The organism is Glaciimonas immobilis, from assembly GCF_011947285.1.
GTDB classification, from domain to species: Bacteria; Pseudomonadota; Gammaproteobacteria; order Burkholderiales; family Burkholderiaceae_D; genus Glaciimonas; species Glaciimonas immobilis.
Genome location: NZ_JAAOZT010000013.1, coordinates 21,646 through 35,697 on the forward strand (window position 1 = coordinate 21,646; position 14,052 = coordinate 35,697).

The 14,052-nt window shown below is 49.5% G+C and carries 14 protein-coding genes; 9 read left to right on the top strand and 5 right to left on the bottom strand.

The genetic code is table 11. The annotated features are described in order from the left end of the window. The first annotated feature begins 333 nt into the window (after nt 1-333). A complete protein-coding gene (locus HAV38_RS19015; protein ID WP_168056985.1) occupies nt 334-987 on the top strand; it encodes a HugZ family pyridoxamine 5'-phosphate oxidase in 654 nt (217 codons plus the stop codon). A gap of 128 nt (nt 988-1,115) precedes the next feature. Here HAV38_RS19015 and HAV38_RS19020 read toward each other — a convergent pair whose 3' ends face one another. Continuing rightward, on the bottom strand, nt 1,116-1,823 hold the full coding sequence (locus HAV38_RS19020; protein WP_168056986.1) for a haloacid dehalogenase type II: 708 nt from the start codon (nt 1,821-1,823) through the stop codon (nt 1,116-1,118). A 184-nt stretch (nt 1,824-2,007) separates the two neighbouring features. Beyond that, nucleotides 2,008-3,204 (bottom strand): DUF2252 domain-containing protein, encoded by a 1,197-nt coding sequence (locus HAV38_RS19025; protein ID WP_168056987.1) that lies wholly within the window; start codon nt 3,202-3,204, stop codon nt 2,008-2,010. A gap of 366 nt (nt 3,205-3,570) precedes the next feature. Between HAV38_RS19025 and HAV38_RS19030 the strand changes: the two genes are divergently transcribed. From HAV38_RS19030 to cynS, 3 genes are all read left to right on the top strand, one after another. Further along, the gene (locus HAV38_RS19030) at nt 3,571-3,969 is read left to right on the top strand and encodes a DoxX family protein (RefSeq protein WP_168056988.1); all 399 of its coding nucleotides are present in this window, start codon (nt 3,571-3,573) and stop codon (nt 3,967-3,969) included. Between the two features lie 188 nt (nt 3,970-4,157). After that, nucleotides 4,158-4,754 (top strand): hypothetical protein, encoded by a 597-nt coding sequence (locus tag HAV38_RS19035; RefSeq protein WP_168056989.1) that lies wholly within the window; start codon nt 4,158-4,160, stop codon nt 4,752-4,754. Nucleotides 4,755-4,947: 193 nt separating this feature from the next. Beyond that, nucleotides 4,948-5,418, top strand: a complete 471-nt coding sequence (gene cynS, locus HAV38_RS19040) for a cyanase (RefSeq protein ID WP_168056990.1) — start codon at nt 4,948-4,950, stop codon at nt 5,416-5,418. Between the two features lie 127 nt (nt 5,419-5,545). Here the strand turns inward: cynS and HAV38_RS19045 are convergent, their stop codons facing one another. The 3 genes from HAV38_RS19045 to HAV38_RS19055 form a co-directional block, all read right to left on the bottom strand. After that, nucleotides 5,546-6,706, bottom strand: coding sequence for a zinc-dependent alcohol dehydrogenase (locus HAV38_RS19045; protein WP_168056991.1), 1,161 nt, complete (start codon nt 6,704-6,706; stop codon nt 5,546-5,548). Nucleotides 6,707-6,853: 147 nt separating this feature from the next. Then, on the bottom strand, nt 6,854-7,036 hold the full coding sequence (locus HAV38_RS19050) for a hypothetical protein (protein ID WP_168056992.1): 183 nt from the start codon (nt 7,034-7,036) through the stop codon (nt 6,854-6,856). Nucleotides 7,037-7,063: 27 nt separating this feature from the next. Then, a complete protein-coding gene (locus HAV38_RS19055; RefSeq protein ID WP_168056993.1) occupies nt 7,064-7,648 on the bottom strand; it encodes a DUF4142 domain-containing protein in 585 nt (194 codons plus the stop codon). Between the two features lie 772 nt (nt 7,649-8,420). On the opposite strand from HAV38_RS19055, the gene HAV38_RS19065 reads away from it, so the two are divergent. The 5 genes from HAV38_RS19065 to ligD all read left to right on the top strand — a co-directional run bounded on the left by HAV38_RS19065 (nt 8,421) and on the right by ligD (nt 13,818). Next, nucleotides 8,421-9,011 (top strand): type 1 glutamine amidotransferase domain-containing protein, encoded by a 591-nt coding sequence (locus HAV38_RS19065; RefSeq protein WP_168057050.1) that lies wholly within the window; start codon nt 8,421-8,423, stop codon nt 9,009-9,011. A gap of 133 nt (nt 9,012-9,144) precedes the next feature. After that, complete coding sequence (locus HAV38_RS19070) at nt 9,145-9,399, top strand: hypothetical protein (protein ID WP_168056994.1); 255 nt, start codon at nt 9,145-9,147, stop codon at nt 9,397-9,399. 226 nt (nt 9,400-9,625) lie between these two features. Then, entirely contained in the window at nt 9,626-10,090 is a 465-nt protein-coding gene (locus tag HAV38_RS19075) for a PRC-barrel domain-containing protein (RefSeq protein WP_168056995.1), read from the top strand. Nucleotides 10,091-10,236: 146 nt separating this feature from the next. Next, complete coding sequence (ku, locus tag HAV38_RS19080) at nt 10,237-11,175, top strand: non-homologous end joining protein Ku (RefSeq protein WP_168056996.1); 939 nt, start codon at nt 10,237-10,239, stop codon at nt 11,173-11,175. A 21-nt stretch (nt 11,176-11,196) separates the two neighbouring features. Next, on the top strand, nt 11,197-13,818 hold the full coding sequence (ligD, locus tag HAV38_RS19085; protein ID WP_168056997.1) for a DNA ligase D: 2,622 nt from the start codon (nt 11,197-11,199) through the stop codon (nt 13,816-13,818). Nucleotides 13,819-14,052: the final 234 nt, after the last annotated feature.

Consider the following 14,052-nt stretch of genomic DNA (forward strand, 5'->3'; position numbering starts at 1 on the left):
AGGTTTTCTGTGCCGTATGACGGTAATAAATTCACGTGAGTAGGTTTACCATGCATGCAATATGGTCTTAGATATAAAACGTCAAAAAGATGGATTAGCGTCAATTTTACAGTGAGATGGCAGCAAGTTGCTAAGATCATGCGACAGATCCTAAGAGATAATTTGGTCGCAGACTTTATGTGCGCTCAACGCATATAATAAATTGCAGGTTAATTTTTTAGGCAAACAAAACCCCGACAAAATTTAACATTCATCCAATTATTGTTTTAGTTAATTAATTTCCGTGGCCCAATTAAATCGAGAATTTCCTACTCACTTTTACGTAAAGTGCACATGAAAATTACCTTTGCTTCCGCACTACATTTGATGCATGAGGCCACTTGGGGCAGCTTGGCTACACACTCCGCCGAGATGCCAGGATATCCCTTTGCGACTGCGTTGCCATTTGCTTTAGATGAACAACATTGTCCGGTGTGTTTAATCAGCGGTCTTGCTGAACATACTAAGAATCTTATTGCTGATGCCCGCGCAAGTTTTTTGATTCATAGCCCAACGGGAGACAATGTATTGACAGGAGAAAGGATATCGATTATTGGAAACATGGTAGCGATTTCGCCTTCGCAGGATTTCATCACGCGGTACTTGCGCTATCACCCCGATGCGCGAGAATATCTTGCGCTCGGGGACTTTACGTTCTATCGACTGACACCTAAACGGTCTCGGTATGTCGCTGGATTTGGCCAGATGGGATGGCTTGAAGCAGAAGAATGGACAGAGGCAAAAATATTGCCATTGGCCGAGGAAAAGACTGTCATACACGACATCGCCAGTATGCGCAAGGCTCCGACCAAAATTTTTGGAATTGACTATTACGGGTTTGACGTAGAGATCAATGGCAAACGTACACGGCAACGGTTTCCGGACGCGCCCATTGCCTTAGGTCAAATGAGCGAAATTGTGAGACGGTTTCTTGCGGCGTTCGAATAACTGATTATCCTCCAACCACTGATTCTGGATCAGGCTAACCGGTTGGCGGAAGTTCGGTAGCTAAGCGCGATGCGGTCCTCGAATAATTGGAACGTTTTAAAAAAAATAGTGCACCAACCAAGGCGTCCTTAACATCCCAGCATTTCCGCGAGTGCTAAAATATTGGTGGCATGAAAGGTATTGTCGGGATGCGGCGAAACGTCTTTAATGCGCGCAGCCCCAAACTCCAAAGGGCGCTCAACGTAGGCAGTATTAAGCCCGGACTTGTGGGCCGCATTCAGATCATCCTGATGCGCGGCCACAAGCATTACTTCCTCTGGCGCTATGGCAAAAATTTTTGCTACGCCCAAATAGGTTGCCGGATCAGGTTTATACTTTTGGAAAACCTCTGCCGATAAAATACAATCCCACGGTAATCCTGCGCGTTTGGCCATATTAGTGAGCAATCCGATATTGCCGTTCGAGAGCGTACAGATAGTGTATTTGGATTTAAGGCGCGTCAATCCTGCGACAGAATCCGGCCATGCGTCCAGCCGATGCCACACTTTATTCAGATGGCCTTTCTGAATTTCATTCAAACCTGTAATGCCAAATCGCTGGAGTATATCTTCCAGGATCATGCGATGTAAGTCATCGATTAATGTCCATCCCAACTCGCCCGACATAACGCGTTGCATCGCTGGCTTGTAACCGTCGCGCCACGCCACTGCAAACTGCGCGCCGGTTATACCATTGGTAATGTCAGGATGGATGTCGTCGAATTCGCGCGCAATGCTGCCGTGCCAGTCAACGACTGTGCCGAAGATATCGAATGCCAGTACCTTTAATTGTGTCATTTTTCTTCTCTTTTTAGATTTGTTTGAGCTTTGTATTAGCTTGGATTCCGGCTCAAGTTTCTGCTTAAATTCGTACTTTCATGCCAACGTTTAGTGGATTACGCTAGGGTTCCGGTCGGTGTCGGTGTTGTTGCGCGGTGCACCAGACGCAATGACCGCACTAGACGCCTTCACTACAGAGCATCTACGTGTTGTCTCCTGATAGCGCATATTTACGGCAGTGCTCAAGATAGCCGCCTTCATGGCTGGCGATAAGCTGGACCACACTGTTCCATAACCATGCGGGCGTGGCAAGCGTTTTAGGCCGATTAAGTTTTAGTTCACGCAGCCAGCTTTTGCGACTCGGATCATCCATCTGTCGCGCGTGCGCGCAGCCCACAGCGTGGCCCAGATAACGTGCCATATGGGTTGCTTGCTCAACGCCAAGCTCTTCGATTTCCAGTTTGAGATCTTGAGGCAGGAGTTCTCTGATAAATACACCGTGGGCCAAAAAGCGTTGGGCGGCCATGCGTTCGCCTAAGGCGGGTGACATATGGCGCGCACCCTCAACCACCCGCCGGGCGTTATCGCGTGGCATGCTGACGTGTGCATAACGCGGGGCGGCCGCAATGGTCGCTTCTTTAATATCGATAAGGCAGTAATCATCGTCGCCGACGTTGACCAGCACAGCATAGCGTAACCGCCCTAACGAGCTGCATCCTTTTACCCAATAAGCGGCGTCTGCGACCTCAATCTTTGCATCTTCATCGCGAGACTTTAAGCGGGTGATCAGGCTGATCACCTCTTTCGACTCAAACATGGTCGCGATACTTTTTTTCTCCGCCTTGGATAGAGGCCAAAAATTTTTTCCGAGTGGGATATTGGGTCGGGTATCGACAATTCGCTCTCGGGCGAGTTCTTTCCATGAGCGTTTAACCGCGCTACGCAGAACAACTTTAACTACCTCGGGTTTTTGCATGCGCACCCGCGATTGACCATCATGGCCCGCTTCTAGTGCTTGTTCATAACCTGCCACCAAATGCTCCAGCATGCCTGCGGTGATAGCACCCGGCAAGCGCGATCCGCGTGCGACTGCAGCTAGCGACAGCCCGAGCCTGACCAGATCGTGCGCAGGATTACCAATAATCGTCTGATCGAAGTCGCGTATTTGTACCTCGACCCGTCCATCGGCTGCGGCTAGCGGTCCCAAGTTGCCAAGATGGCAGTCGCCGCAAATCCATATCGCAGGGCCGTGAGGCAAGTTATGCCCTCTTAGACTGTGTAGCCATTCGTAGTATTGGGCGGTATTACCGCGCACGTACGCGTGTGGTGAACGTGCCATTTTCTGATTTCGGCGAGCGGTCAACAGCGGCTGACGGGCATCCGGAACGGGGATATTCATTGATTGCCATCCATTCAAAAAATCAACGCAGATATCCTCGATATCGGATAATGTGCGATATTCACCTTAGCGAGGGCGAAGCAGGCCTTTCCCTTTAGTTTCTCATAATGCTGCGCAAGTGAACATGATTAAAATACGACAGTGTTGAGGGACATCGTCTGGCACCGCTCTAAAAAATAATGATTTGAACCGGTCAGGTGCACCCTAATCCGAGATAAATTTTCGAGCACCACTTAGTGGGATACGTCATTTACGGGAATACATAATTAAGTCAGGACATTCACTTGCCGTCACGTAACTTTGCGATTTCTGGCTGAGCCTCTGCCGGTGATCCCACGAGGGCATTTTAAGGTCAAACGGATCATTATGCTTTATAAAAGAATTGCTCTCGGTATCGTCTTTATCTGGTTCGCCGTCGGTGGCTCAGGACATTTTATTGCCCCCGATTTTTTTATAAAAATCATTCCTCCCGACCTGCCCTGGCGGATGCCAGCCGTGTATATCAGCGGGTTTTTTGAACTGGCGGGGGCGCTAGGATTGATTTTTTACAGGACCCGAAGAATGGCGGGAGTCGGGCTACTTGTATTGACCATCGTCGTCACCCCCGCAAACGTTTATATGTGGCGTAACGCCGCACTTTTCCCCATGGTTTCTGAGACTTTGTTGGCCTTCAGATTAATCTTGCAAATAGGGCTGCTGGCTTGTATCTGGTGGGGATCGTCGTTGACACCACGCAATAAAGCGCGCAGTAGGTCAGTTAAATAAGCGCAAATTTGAGAGGTCTGAAGAATTCTGCCATGATCGTAACGGTAGGTCAGGACTGGATGCTGCTAGTTGATGTCGCGCACCGTTGTGGACCGTTGTTAATCCCGCCTGCACCAAACATAACCCCCCCGCATTGAATAATCAGACACAATTCTCTCCATAATAAAAACGTCTACGCGCAGGATTACATGAAAAAAACGATTGCTATATTACTATTTTATATCTCTAGCTCGACGGTTTTCGGGGGTGAAACTATCGTTTTCATTCGACATGGCGAGAAACCAAAGCAGGGCCTCGGGCAACTTAATTGTCAAGGCTTGAACCGATCCATGGCCTTGCCTGACGTACTGATAAAAAAATTCGGGAAACCTGATGCCATTTTCGCGCCGGATCCATCCCAGCTTAAAAAAGACGGCGACCGGGTTTACGCTTACGTCCGCCCCTTGGCAACGATTGAACCGACGGCTATTCGTTTGGAAATGCCGGTCAATGTTGCCTTTGGATTCGATAACAGCGCGGGATTAAAAGACGCACTGTTGGCGCCTGTATACAAAAACGCAGTTGTGTTTGTCGCGTGGGAGCATCACCTTGCGGAAAAGGTAGCGCGGCAACTGGTTGCAAGTATCAGTAAAACCGAGGCCGCGAAAGTCCCTGAATGGCAAAACGACGATTTTGATAGTATTTATGTCGTTCGTACTGGAATCAGTGCAGGGGTGGAAGGGGTATCATTTAACATTGATAAACAAGGACTAAATGCGCTGTCGAGCACTTGTCCAGTTGACTGACCGGCCCGCGATCCGCTTGCCTGGCTATGGGAAGTCGTAAAACAGGTTACATTAGGACGACGGTGCGCATGCGGTGCGGATAATCGGCATCCTTACAGAAGATTGCGCAGGTTTTTGCCTTTTGGTGTGTCTATTTGTCCGAGACGGGCTTGCGCGCCGTTATCTCTCGATCCCTTCTGATAAAGGAAATACCTTGCAACAGTCCAACGTTTATAATGATTCCCGTCACGCCTTGACAACACGCGTTTTGGTCGCCAAGGCCTTGAAGGATTTGTCCTGGGAGCAAATAGCGACTGGCACCGGGCTTAGCATTGTGTACGTTACTGCCGCTCTATTAGGTCAGCACGCCTTGCCAAAAAACGTAGCGGAAATAGTTTGCCAGCGTCTCGACCTCGCGGCTGGCGACGCCGCGGAACTACAGTCGATACCTTTACGGGGAAGCATCGCCGGAGGAGTTCCTACCGACCCGACGATTTACCGTTTTTATGAAATGGTGCAGATCTATGGTACAACCTTGAAAGCCCTAGTACACGAGCAGTTTGGGGACGGTATTATCAGCGCCATTAATTTTAAACTGGATATTAAAAAAGTAGACGATCCGGAAGGCGGATCGCGTGCTGTTATCACGCTGGACGGTAAATTTTTGCCCAATAAACCGTTTTAATAGTTGCTGGTAAATGGTGGTTTTGGCGTTAATAAAAGCCCGGCCAGCAAAACGCACCACGGCAAGGCGCTGCCGGGTGCGTTTAATCGCTTAACGAAAATGGCACATTGAGCGGAGCGTTTGACATTCAGGGCCGGAGCACGATCTTACGACAATTATCTTCCTTCTTGTCGAAAATACGATAACCGTTTGCAGCCTCTTCGAGCGGCATTCTATGCGAGATGATGACTTCGGGATGTAGTTTTCCGTCAGCGATAAAGTTTAATAATTCCGGCATATAGCGTTGTACGTGGGTCTGTCCTGCCTTGAACCCAATCCCTTTTTCGAACGCATCTCCGAACAGAAAGCCGTGAATGAATCCGGCGTACAAACCGGGCACGCTGACCATGCCTCCGCGGCGCACTGCGGCGATGCATTGACGCAATGCCTTACCGCTGCTGCCTTCAAGCTTTAACGTCGCCATTACGGTTTCTATGGCGCTGCCCTTGGCCTCAAAGCCTACCGCATCTATGACTGCATCCACACCGCGATAGGAGGTATTGTCGATGATAAATTCTGCGGCATCGACGGCGTCAAAATTGATCGGGATCACCCCATATTGGGCCTGCGCGAAGGCCAGTCGATAAGGATGGTGATCCACCATAAATATAGGATCGACACCGAGCATACGAGCGCAGGCAGCCGCCATCTGGCCCACCGGTCCCGCACCGAAGATTGCCAAAGACGAACCGGGACCGACATTTGCATTCAATACCGCCTGATAGCCGGTCGGAAGTATATCGCTAAGAAAAAGAACCTTCTCATCGTCTAACGTATGGGGAATTTTTATGGGGCCGACGTTCGCCTTTGGCACACGGACATATTCGGCTTGCCCGCCCGGAATGCCACCATAAAAATGACTAAAGCCGAACAACGCTGCGCCTGGACGCAAGCTTTTTTTATTCATGATAGTCCCGCGCCCTGAATTGGTGGTTTCGCAGGCGGAGAATAAATGCATGTCGCAGAAAAAACAGCTACCGCAAGCGATGACAAAAGGCACGACGACCCTGTCGCCCTTTTGTAGTTTAGTCACGCCGGGACCCGCGTCTACGACTATGCCCATAAACTCATGGCCTAAAATGTCGCCTTCTTTCATTCCCGGTACTTTGCCACGATACAAATGAAGGTCAGAGCCACAAATGGCGGTAGCGGTCACTTTCAAAATAATATCATCAGGCTCCTGAAGTACAGGATCTGGGACAGTGTCCACTTTTACATCGTTGCTAAAATGATAGACAAGCGCGCGCATCAAATACTCCTTAACGTGACAGGTTTATGCCGCCTTAACGGTGCCACACGGTTGCCATAAACCTGGTGTGTATGGCTCCACGCGTGCTCATAAAAAGTGCCGTGGAGCGAAGTAAAATGGTCAGACTTACCAGAGGAGGTCAGGGCGTCATTTATCATGCTTACGACCAGACCCGGTCTTTTTGCCGCCGCCGCTGACTTTATTTTCTGTCGCCCAGGCACGCCGTACCGCCTCATCTTTGGGTACGCCTTTTTTCTCGTATCCTTCTTCGATGTGAGCCGTTTGTCGCTTTTGTTTATCCGTATATGAGGATTTATCACCGCGTGGCATTTCAAACTCCTTTAAGAGTTTACTAGCTTATTTCTTTGCATCAACACTGGTTTTTAATTGCGTCGCCATCGTTAAATGCTCTTGGAGAGCAGGTAAATTAGTTGCCGCAAACTGCTTGATATCACCATCCTTGGCATTGGTTGAAGTCTTCTTGAAAAGATTGACGGTATCTTTATGGGCGGATACGCCGATCACGTCGGCATATTGCTTATCAAACGTATGGCCGCTGAGCTTGCCCATCATCACAATCTTGGCCTTGGCCGCAACGCTGGGGCCAGGGGGTAGCGTGACACCCTTGGAAGCAGCTAATTTTTGAAGATCGTCAGCTACCTTGGTGTGGTCATCTATCATCTTTTGCGCAAAAGTTTTTACCTCCGCATCGCTACTTTTTTGGAGTGCTATCTGGCTCGCGTTAATTTCAGCATGGCCTGACTCGGCGGCCTCGGTAAGAAAACTTTTATCGCTACGCGCCAAACTGTCAGCAGCCCGTACGTTGACTGTAGACAATGTGGTTGCCCCTACAACCAGCACGGTAATGCCAAGCATCTTAAGCATTTTATAGGGCGATGCAGTGGGAAATGCACGTATTGAAGGACGGGACAAATTCGTCATGATTTCTCCTAAAAGGCGATATGAGTGATAGAAAAAGCATTGATGAGGGCTAACGTTGATCGTTTATCGATGCATGGCGCGCTAACGTCAGCACCCGGAAACCAAAGTCGGTTGATTAAGTAATAATAAAGAATATTCATGTTAAAAAAATCAGACAATGCCTCGCTGCCTTGTAAGACTTGACGAAGTTGCAAGATTAAAGTGCGTAAGCGCTTGCAAGAATTAATGCAGCCTGCGCAATACGGAGACCCGTCAATGCCTTCTGTTTCTCCTACAGACGATAAAGGTCACCGCTTATATCAGACAGGACACGAATTCACTATGCTATAAAATCGATGCCAGATCCGCACACGAATTAGTCCGCAAACTTGCGTAATCATTGCGCAATGAGAAATTTGCGCAGACTGGGTTTCATATACTTTGTTTTAAGTAAATTCGGGATGAAGTTGAGTCTTGCGGGCAAATTAGCTTTCGGCAAGGCCCCGACTAAAAGGCTTCTTCCACCACATAAGAGGGAGTGACTATGGTTACCAAAGATAAATCGGCAAATACCGCAAATATTGTGAAGGGCGCAGAATCAATGCCCGGGGGGGCGTCCACCATTCCGACGGAGCGCTCGACTGCACACGATACGCCCTCCGAGCTTGCGTTGGATGATGCAAATGAAATGTCTTTTCCTGCCAGCGATCCTGTCGCGGTGTCAAACATCACGCGCATCGAAAAAGCCCCCGAGATGTCAGCCGCCGCGTCTGATCATCAGAACAGTAATGCTATGGGTCTGAGCGAAGAAAGTGACATAGAGCCGGAAGCACCTGACCTCAGTCCATTAACGATTGCCATTTTAGTCACCGATGGGTTTGAGCAAGCGGAGTTACTTGCACCCCGGCAAGCTTTGGAGTCGGCAGGCGCTACGGTCCATGTGATTTCCGATAAAACGGGCCGTGTTCAGGGCTATGAACATACCGATAAAGGTGAAAGCGTTGACGTCGATTGTGCTTTATCAGAGGCCTCCCCGGAAGACTATTCCGCAGTGTTGTTGCCGGGCGGGGTAGTCAATGGTGATGCATTGCGCATGTCCCCCGATGCCCGCGCGTTTATTCAAAAGATCAATAAGGCCCACAAGCCTATCGCATCCATTTGCCATGGCGGGTGGCTATTAATATCAGCTGGCATTGCAGCCGATCGTACTGTCACCAGTTGGCCCAGCTTACAGGACGATTTTACAAATGCCAAAGCGAAATGGGTGGATCAGGAGGTAGTCTGTGATGACAATTTTGTATCCTCGCGCAAGCCATCCGATATCCCCGCCTTTAATAAGGCCTTCATAGGGCTTCTGCGTGAAAAAATAAAGGAATTAGCGTGAGGTCGAATCGAGTAGGCTGTGGTAAAGCGGACCCAAGGCTAGAACAATGTGTTCGCCAGCGGTGAGCAGAGAAAAATATGTTTGTTGTTGTAATATTTCTCGGGATTAGACCCTTTGTATGCGTGGGATCATCATGCAAAATAAACCAAAACCTCATCAGATCAATACTAAATCTCCGGTCAGGAAGGACAATGTGCCGCGTCAGCCGAACGAACGGGACGAGTCCTCCGATCAACATAGTTCCGCGCCGCGCGCCGATATGAAACAGGCTGCTATTGATGTGGAAAACGGGTTAGTGGATACCGACCTCTACGGAGCGCGTGGCGTGGGGGAAGCCGCGAAAAGTCCTGCAATCAAGAATAAAAGGCCTAAGACCAGGGCACCATAAATGCAGCCGCTTATGGGAACTTTTAGTGGCGCCTTTTTAGTGGTACTTCTGATGCGAGATTGGCGTGTGACATCACCCGTTTGTAGTAATTTAGCAGCCTGTTCTCTATGTTTAATTCCGCATAAATTTGGGGAACTTAAGTGATTTTTATGAAGTCTAGTATTTACGTTATGTCAACGGTTCGACATACGTAATCCATGTTTATTTTTTCCGAAAGGAGCTAAAAATGAGTTATCTGGATCGTGACACTTATGGCATGTACAAAAACAATACTAGCGGGGGCCCTGGGCCTGATCTTCTTGGGGCCGATACTTTAATCGGTAACGATGTGTGTAATCAGGCGGGTGAAGACTTGGGCGACATTAAAGAGTTGATGATCGATACCCGCTCAGGTCGGGTGAGTTATGCGGTACTGTCCTTTGGGGGGTTTCTGGGGATGGGAGAAAAGTTATTTGCTGTGCCATGGGGGGTTTTAAAACTCGACACAGTCAATGAGCGTTTTATTCTTGATATGGATAAAGACCGCCTGGAACATGCTCCGGGTTTTGATAAAGATCATTGGCCAGATATGGCCGATCAAAACTGGACCAATGAAATTGATACTTACTACGGAAGGGGCGCTAACACTGATCTTTCCAGCGGCTATACGGACAATCCCCTAGGAAAAAATGATCTCTCCACAAGATTGTAAGATCGTTATAGTTTGAAAGTTATGCGATTTTTAGATCGCGTGGTGTAACCGGATATGGGCAGATATGACTATCTGCCCATAGTTCAAAAAATTCATCAAATAAAATAAAAACGAACGATAAATTGATAGCGCCGCAGGAGTCGACGATGGCTACTACGAGTAAACGTATCCTTTGGAAAGGCGCGATCTCGTTCGGACTCGTCCATATTCCCATTGCTTTACATGCGGCAACTGCGGAGCAGGGGCTTAACTTTGACTGGCTCGACAAACGCAGCATGGATCCTGTGGGCTATAAGCGGATCAATAAAAAAACCGGTAAGGATGTCGATAAAGAAAATATCGTAAAGGGTATCGAATACGAGGATGGCCAGTACGTTATTTTGTCGCAGGAAGAAATATCGGCGGCTTATCCCAAATCTACTCAGACGATTGAAATCGAGTGTTTCGTTGACGCCGGCGAAATCCCCTTCTTGTTCCTTGAGCGTCCCTATTATGTATCGCCGATTAATAAAGGCGCGAAGGTATACGCGCTGCTGCGTGAGGTCTTGGTGAAGACCGGCAAAGTTGGCATCGCCAAAGTAGTGATTCAGACTAAACAGCATCTTGCAGTACTGATGCCCTGTGGTCCTGCTCTCGTTCTGGATTTGTTACGATGGGGCGAGGAGGTCAGAACATGGGACGAACTTGACCTGCCAGCCGAGGGTATTGAGGCCAGCGGTATCAGCGATAAAGAAATGAAAATGGGCGAGCAACTGGTGCGCGATATGGGGGGCAAATGGAATCCTGCGGATTTTACCGACTCATTCAAAGAGCAAATTTTAAAGCTGGTTGAAGAAAAAGTGAAAGCAGGCAATACCGAGTCAGTCACCCCTATTGAAAGCGAAGCCACTGACGCTGGTGCGGGTGCACGTATTTATGATTTGACTGAGATGTTGCAACGTAGCCTAAACAGTATGGCGAAATCGTCTACACCAACTAACCCCGCCGCTAAGCCCGATGACGTGCTCCCAAAGCCCGCTGCCAAAAAAGCCAAGCCGACTGCGCCGCCGCCAAAGAAGGCCGCCCCTAAACGTAAATCCGGTTAAATCGCTCTAAAGGAGTTCGCAATGACGCGTCCCGATCCCCTGAGGACTTACAAAAACAAACGCGATTTTAGCAAAACCAGCGAACCGGAAGAGGGTGGCCTTGCCAGTCCAGAGGGACTGGTCTTCGTCGTGCAGAAGCACTGGGCCTCCCATTTACATTATGACGTGCGGCTGGAATTTGAAGGCACAATGCGCAGTTGGGCGGTACCGAAAGGGCCAAGCTACGATCCTAAAGTCAAAAGAATGGCGGTGCAGGTAGAGGATCATCCGATTGCTTATAACGCTTTCGAAGGTGAAATTCCGGCTAAACAATACGGTGCGGGCAAGGTCATTATTTGGGACAAAGGTACATGGGAGCCCATCGCAGACCCGGCCGTAGGGTTGCGGGACGGGAACCTTAAGTTCGTCCTGCATGGTTTTAAATTGCGTGGAAAGTGGGCGCTTATCCGCATCAAGAACAAAAATGGTGCCGAGGATAAAACCAGTTCTGAGCACAAACCAACCTGGTTGCTCATCAAAGAAAAAGATGCGTTCGCCCAACCGTCGGCAGCTTATAACGTAGTCGATGAAATGCCTGATAGCGTTGCAAAACTGTCTTTGCCATCAACGATAGTTGCGCCGAAGACCAGCATCGCCAATGGTGCCGATAGCGAGCCGGCCAACGCCGAGGTCAAAGGTAACGTCAGGAAGTCAGTCAAGAAGAAAATCGCAGCACCCGCGAGTTCTGCGCTTTCGGTTGAAGACGGTACCATTCCAGCCGGTGCGATCGAGGCCCCATTGCCAGCAGAATTAACGCCCCAATTGGCGACGTTAGTTGATAGTCCACCGCGAGATTCTGAGGAGTGGCTATACGAAATAAAATACGACGGTTATCGGCTATTGTCCCGGATTGAGGGTAACAATATTTTGCTGATAACGCGCAACGGGAACGACTGGAGCCAGAAGTTACCCGCGCTGGCGGACGCCCTGCGCAAGGCCCAATTGCCCAATGGTTGGTACGATGGCGAGATCGTTATGCCGGGCGAGAAAGGTATCCCGGATTTTCAAGCCTTGCAAGGCGCTTTCGATACCAAAAAAACCCAGGAAATTGTTTACTTTCTTTTTGATTTGCCCTTTTTTAGTGGCTTCGATTTGCGACCGGTGCCGCTGGTGGCGCGGCGGTCAGTGCTAAAATTTTTGTTAGAAAAATCCACCTCGCCGACGATTCGGTTTAGCGATACGTTTGAAGCATTAGGGCGCGATATCGTGACATCCGCTTGCAGTCTCGGAATGGAGGGCGTCATTGGAAAGAAGAAGGATGCGCCATACGTCGGGCGCCGTTCTGCCGACTGGATAAAATTGAAGTGCAGCCAGCGGCAGGAGTTTGTGATTGGCGGCTACACGGATCCGCAAGGCCGTCGCACCGGGCTGGGATCATTGTTACTCGGGGTCCACGACGCGGATGGAAAGTTGCGCTACGCAGGCAAAGTTGGGACCGGCTTTGATGATAAAACGTTGCGGTCGTTGACAGCAGCGTTAAGCGCAATTGGATGTGCCGAAAGTCCTTTTACCGCCGCCAGCGATCTCCGTCCCGTAGGGCACTGGGTGCAGCCTAGATTATTAGCGGAAGTGTCGTTCTCCGAATGGACTAAAAGTGGGCGGATACGTCATCCCGTATTTCATGGTTTACGCACCGACAAGCCCGCGCGCGCGATTGTGCGCGAAGTCGCCACTCATCTGAGTGCGCCGGAAGATCGCGTAACGTCGCTTCCTGCATGGTTAAAAATTACCAGTCCCGAGCGTGAGATTGATCCCGAAAGTGGTACCACCAAGATTGAACTGCTGCGCTTTTATGCGCTGGTTGGGCCATTGATGATGCCGCATCTCAAAGGACGGCCGGTATCATTAGTCCGCGCGCCCGATGGGGTAGGAAAGCAGCTTTTTTTTCAGAAACACCTTGCACTGGGGGAGCTTGCGGGCGTAGCACAACTGGCTGCAAGTCTTTATCCTGATCATGAGCGCTTACTTGAGGTTGTTAAGCCGGAGGGGCTGTTGTCAGCGGCACAAATGAACGTGATGGAATTCCATACATGGAATGCGATCAAGACAGCGATCAATAAGCCGGATCGCATGACATTCGACCTTGACCCGGGCGAAGGCGTAGAGTGGCAAATGATGCAGGAGTCTGCTTTGCTGGTGAAAGCGTTGATGGACCAGTTAGGGCTAACCTCGTTTGTAAAGACCAGTGGCGGCAAAGGTTTCCACATAGTTGTGCCGGTCGCAAAGCACTTTGGATGGAACCAGATCAAAGCATTTTCACGCGCGATAGTCGCGCAATTGGTATTAGCACTGCCGTCACATTTTGTCGTAAAAAGTGGACCCCGAAACCGCGTTGGAAAAATTTTTGTCGATTATTTACGTAACGGTTTTGGTGCCACGACCGTGTGTGCCTGGTCTGCAAGGGCCAGGCCAGGACTCGGCGTATCCGTACCCTTAGCGTGGGATGAAGTGCCTAAGGTCAATAGCGGCGCCCATTGGACGGTATCAAGCATTCATACCCGTCTTGATCAGGGCAACGGTCCGTGGGAGGGCTATGCAGATGCGGCCCAAGGTTTAGCCGGTGCGATGAAGAAATTGGGCTTCAATCCTGAGAGGGAAGGGTAGCAGATTTGATTGATGTAGATTATCCGGGGCGGCATTTTAAATGCTTACCGAAGGACATAAATTGCCTTAGCCGTAACAGCTTGCGACCTGTCAATTAACTAACTCCCTCATTTCTCGGCTTGTTTAAAATGGAAGGCCGCATAACCTGCCTTTGGTTCCGTTGGTCGCGGAAAAGCCACACAAATATTTTTACTGTATATCCGTACAGTTGTTGTGGTAAGCTTTGATCTCGGT

Excerpts from the sequence above, each read along its gene's own strand:
- HAV38_RS19015 (WP_168056985.1), top strand. The coding sequence starts at position 334 with ATGAAAATTACCTTTGCTTCCGCACTACATTTGATGCATGAGGCCACT.
- HAV38_RS19020 (WP_168056986.1), bottom strand. The coding sequence starts at position 1,823 with ATGACACAATTAAAGGTACTGGCATTCGATATCTTCGGCACAGTCGTT.
- HAV38_RS19025 (WP_168056987.1), bottom strand. The coding sequence starts at position 3,204 with ATGAATATCCCCGTTCCGGATGCCCGTCAGCCGCTGTTGACCGCTCGC.
- HAV38_RS19030 (WP_168056988.1), top strand. The coding sequence starts at position 3,571 with ATGCTTTATAAAAGAATTGCTCTCGGTATCGTCTTTATCTGGTTCGCC.
- HAV38_RS19035 (WP_168056989.1), top strand. The coding sequence starts at position 4,158 with ATGAAAAAAACGATTGCTATATTACTATTTTATATCTCTAGCTCGACG.
- HAV38_RS19045 (WP_168056991.1), bottom strand. The coding sequence starts at position 6,706 with ATGCGCGCGCTTGTCTATCATTTTAGCAACGATGTAAAAGTGGACACT.
- HAV38_RS19050 (WP_168056992.1), bottom strand. The coding sequence starts at position 7,036 with ATGCCACGCGGTGATAAATCCTCATATACGGATAAACAAAAGCGACAA.
- HAV38_RS19055 (WP_168056993.1), bottom strand. The coding sequence starts at position 7,648 with ATGACGAATTTGTCCCGTCCTTCAATACGTGCATTTCCCACTGCATCG.
- HAV38_RS19065 (WP_168057050.1), top strand. The coding sequence starts at position 8,421 with ATGGGTCTGAGCGAAGAAAGTGACATAGAGCCGGAAGCACCTGACCTC.
- HAV38_RS19070 (WP_168056994.1), top strand. The coding sequence starts at position 9,145 with ATGCAAAATAAACCAAAACCTCATCAGATCAATACTAAATCTCCGGTC.
- HAV38_RS19075 (WP_168056995.1), top strand. The coding sequence starts at position 9,626 with ATGAGTTATCTGGATCGTGACACTTATGGCATGTACAAAAACAATACT.
- ku (WP_168056996.1), top strand. The coding sequence starts at position 10,237 with ATGGCTACTACGAGTAAACGTATCCTTTGGAAAGGCGCGATCTCGTTC.
- ligD (WP_168056997.1), top strand. The coding sequence starts at position 11,197 with ATGACGCGTCCCGATCCCCTGAGGACTTACAAAAACAAACGCGATTTT.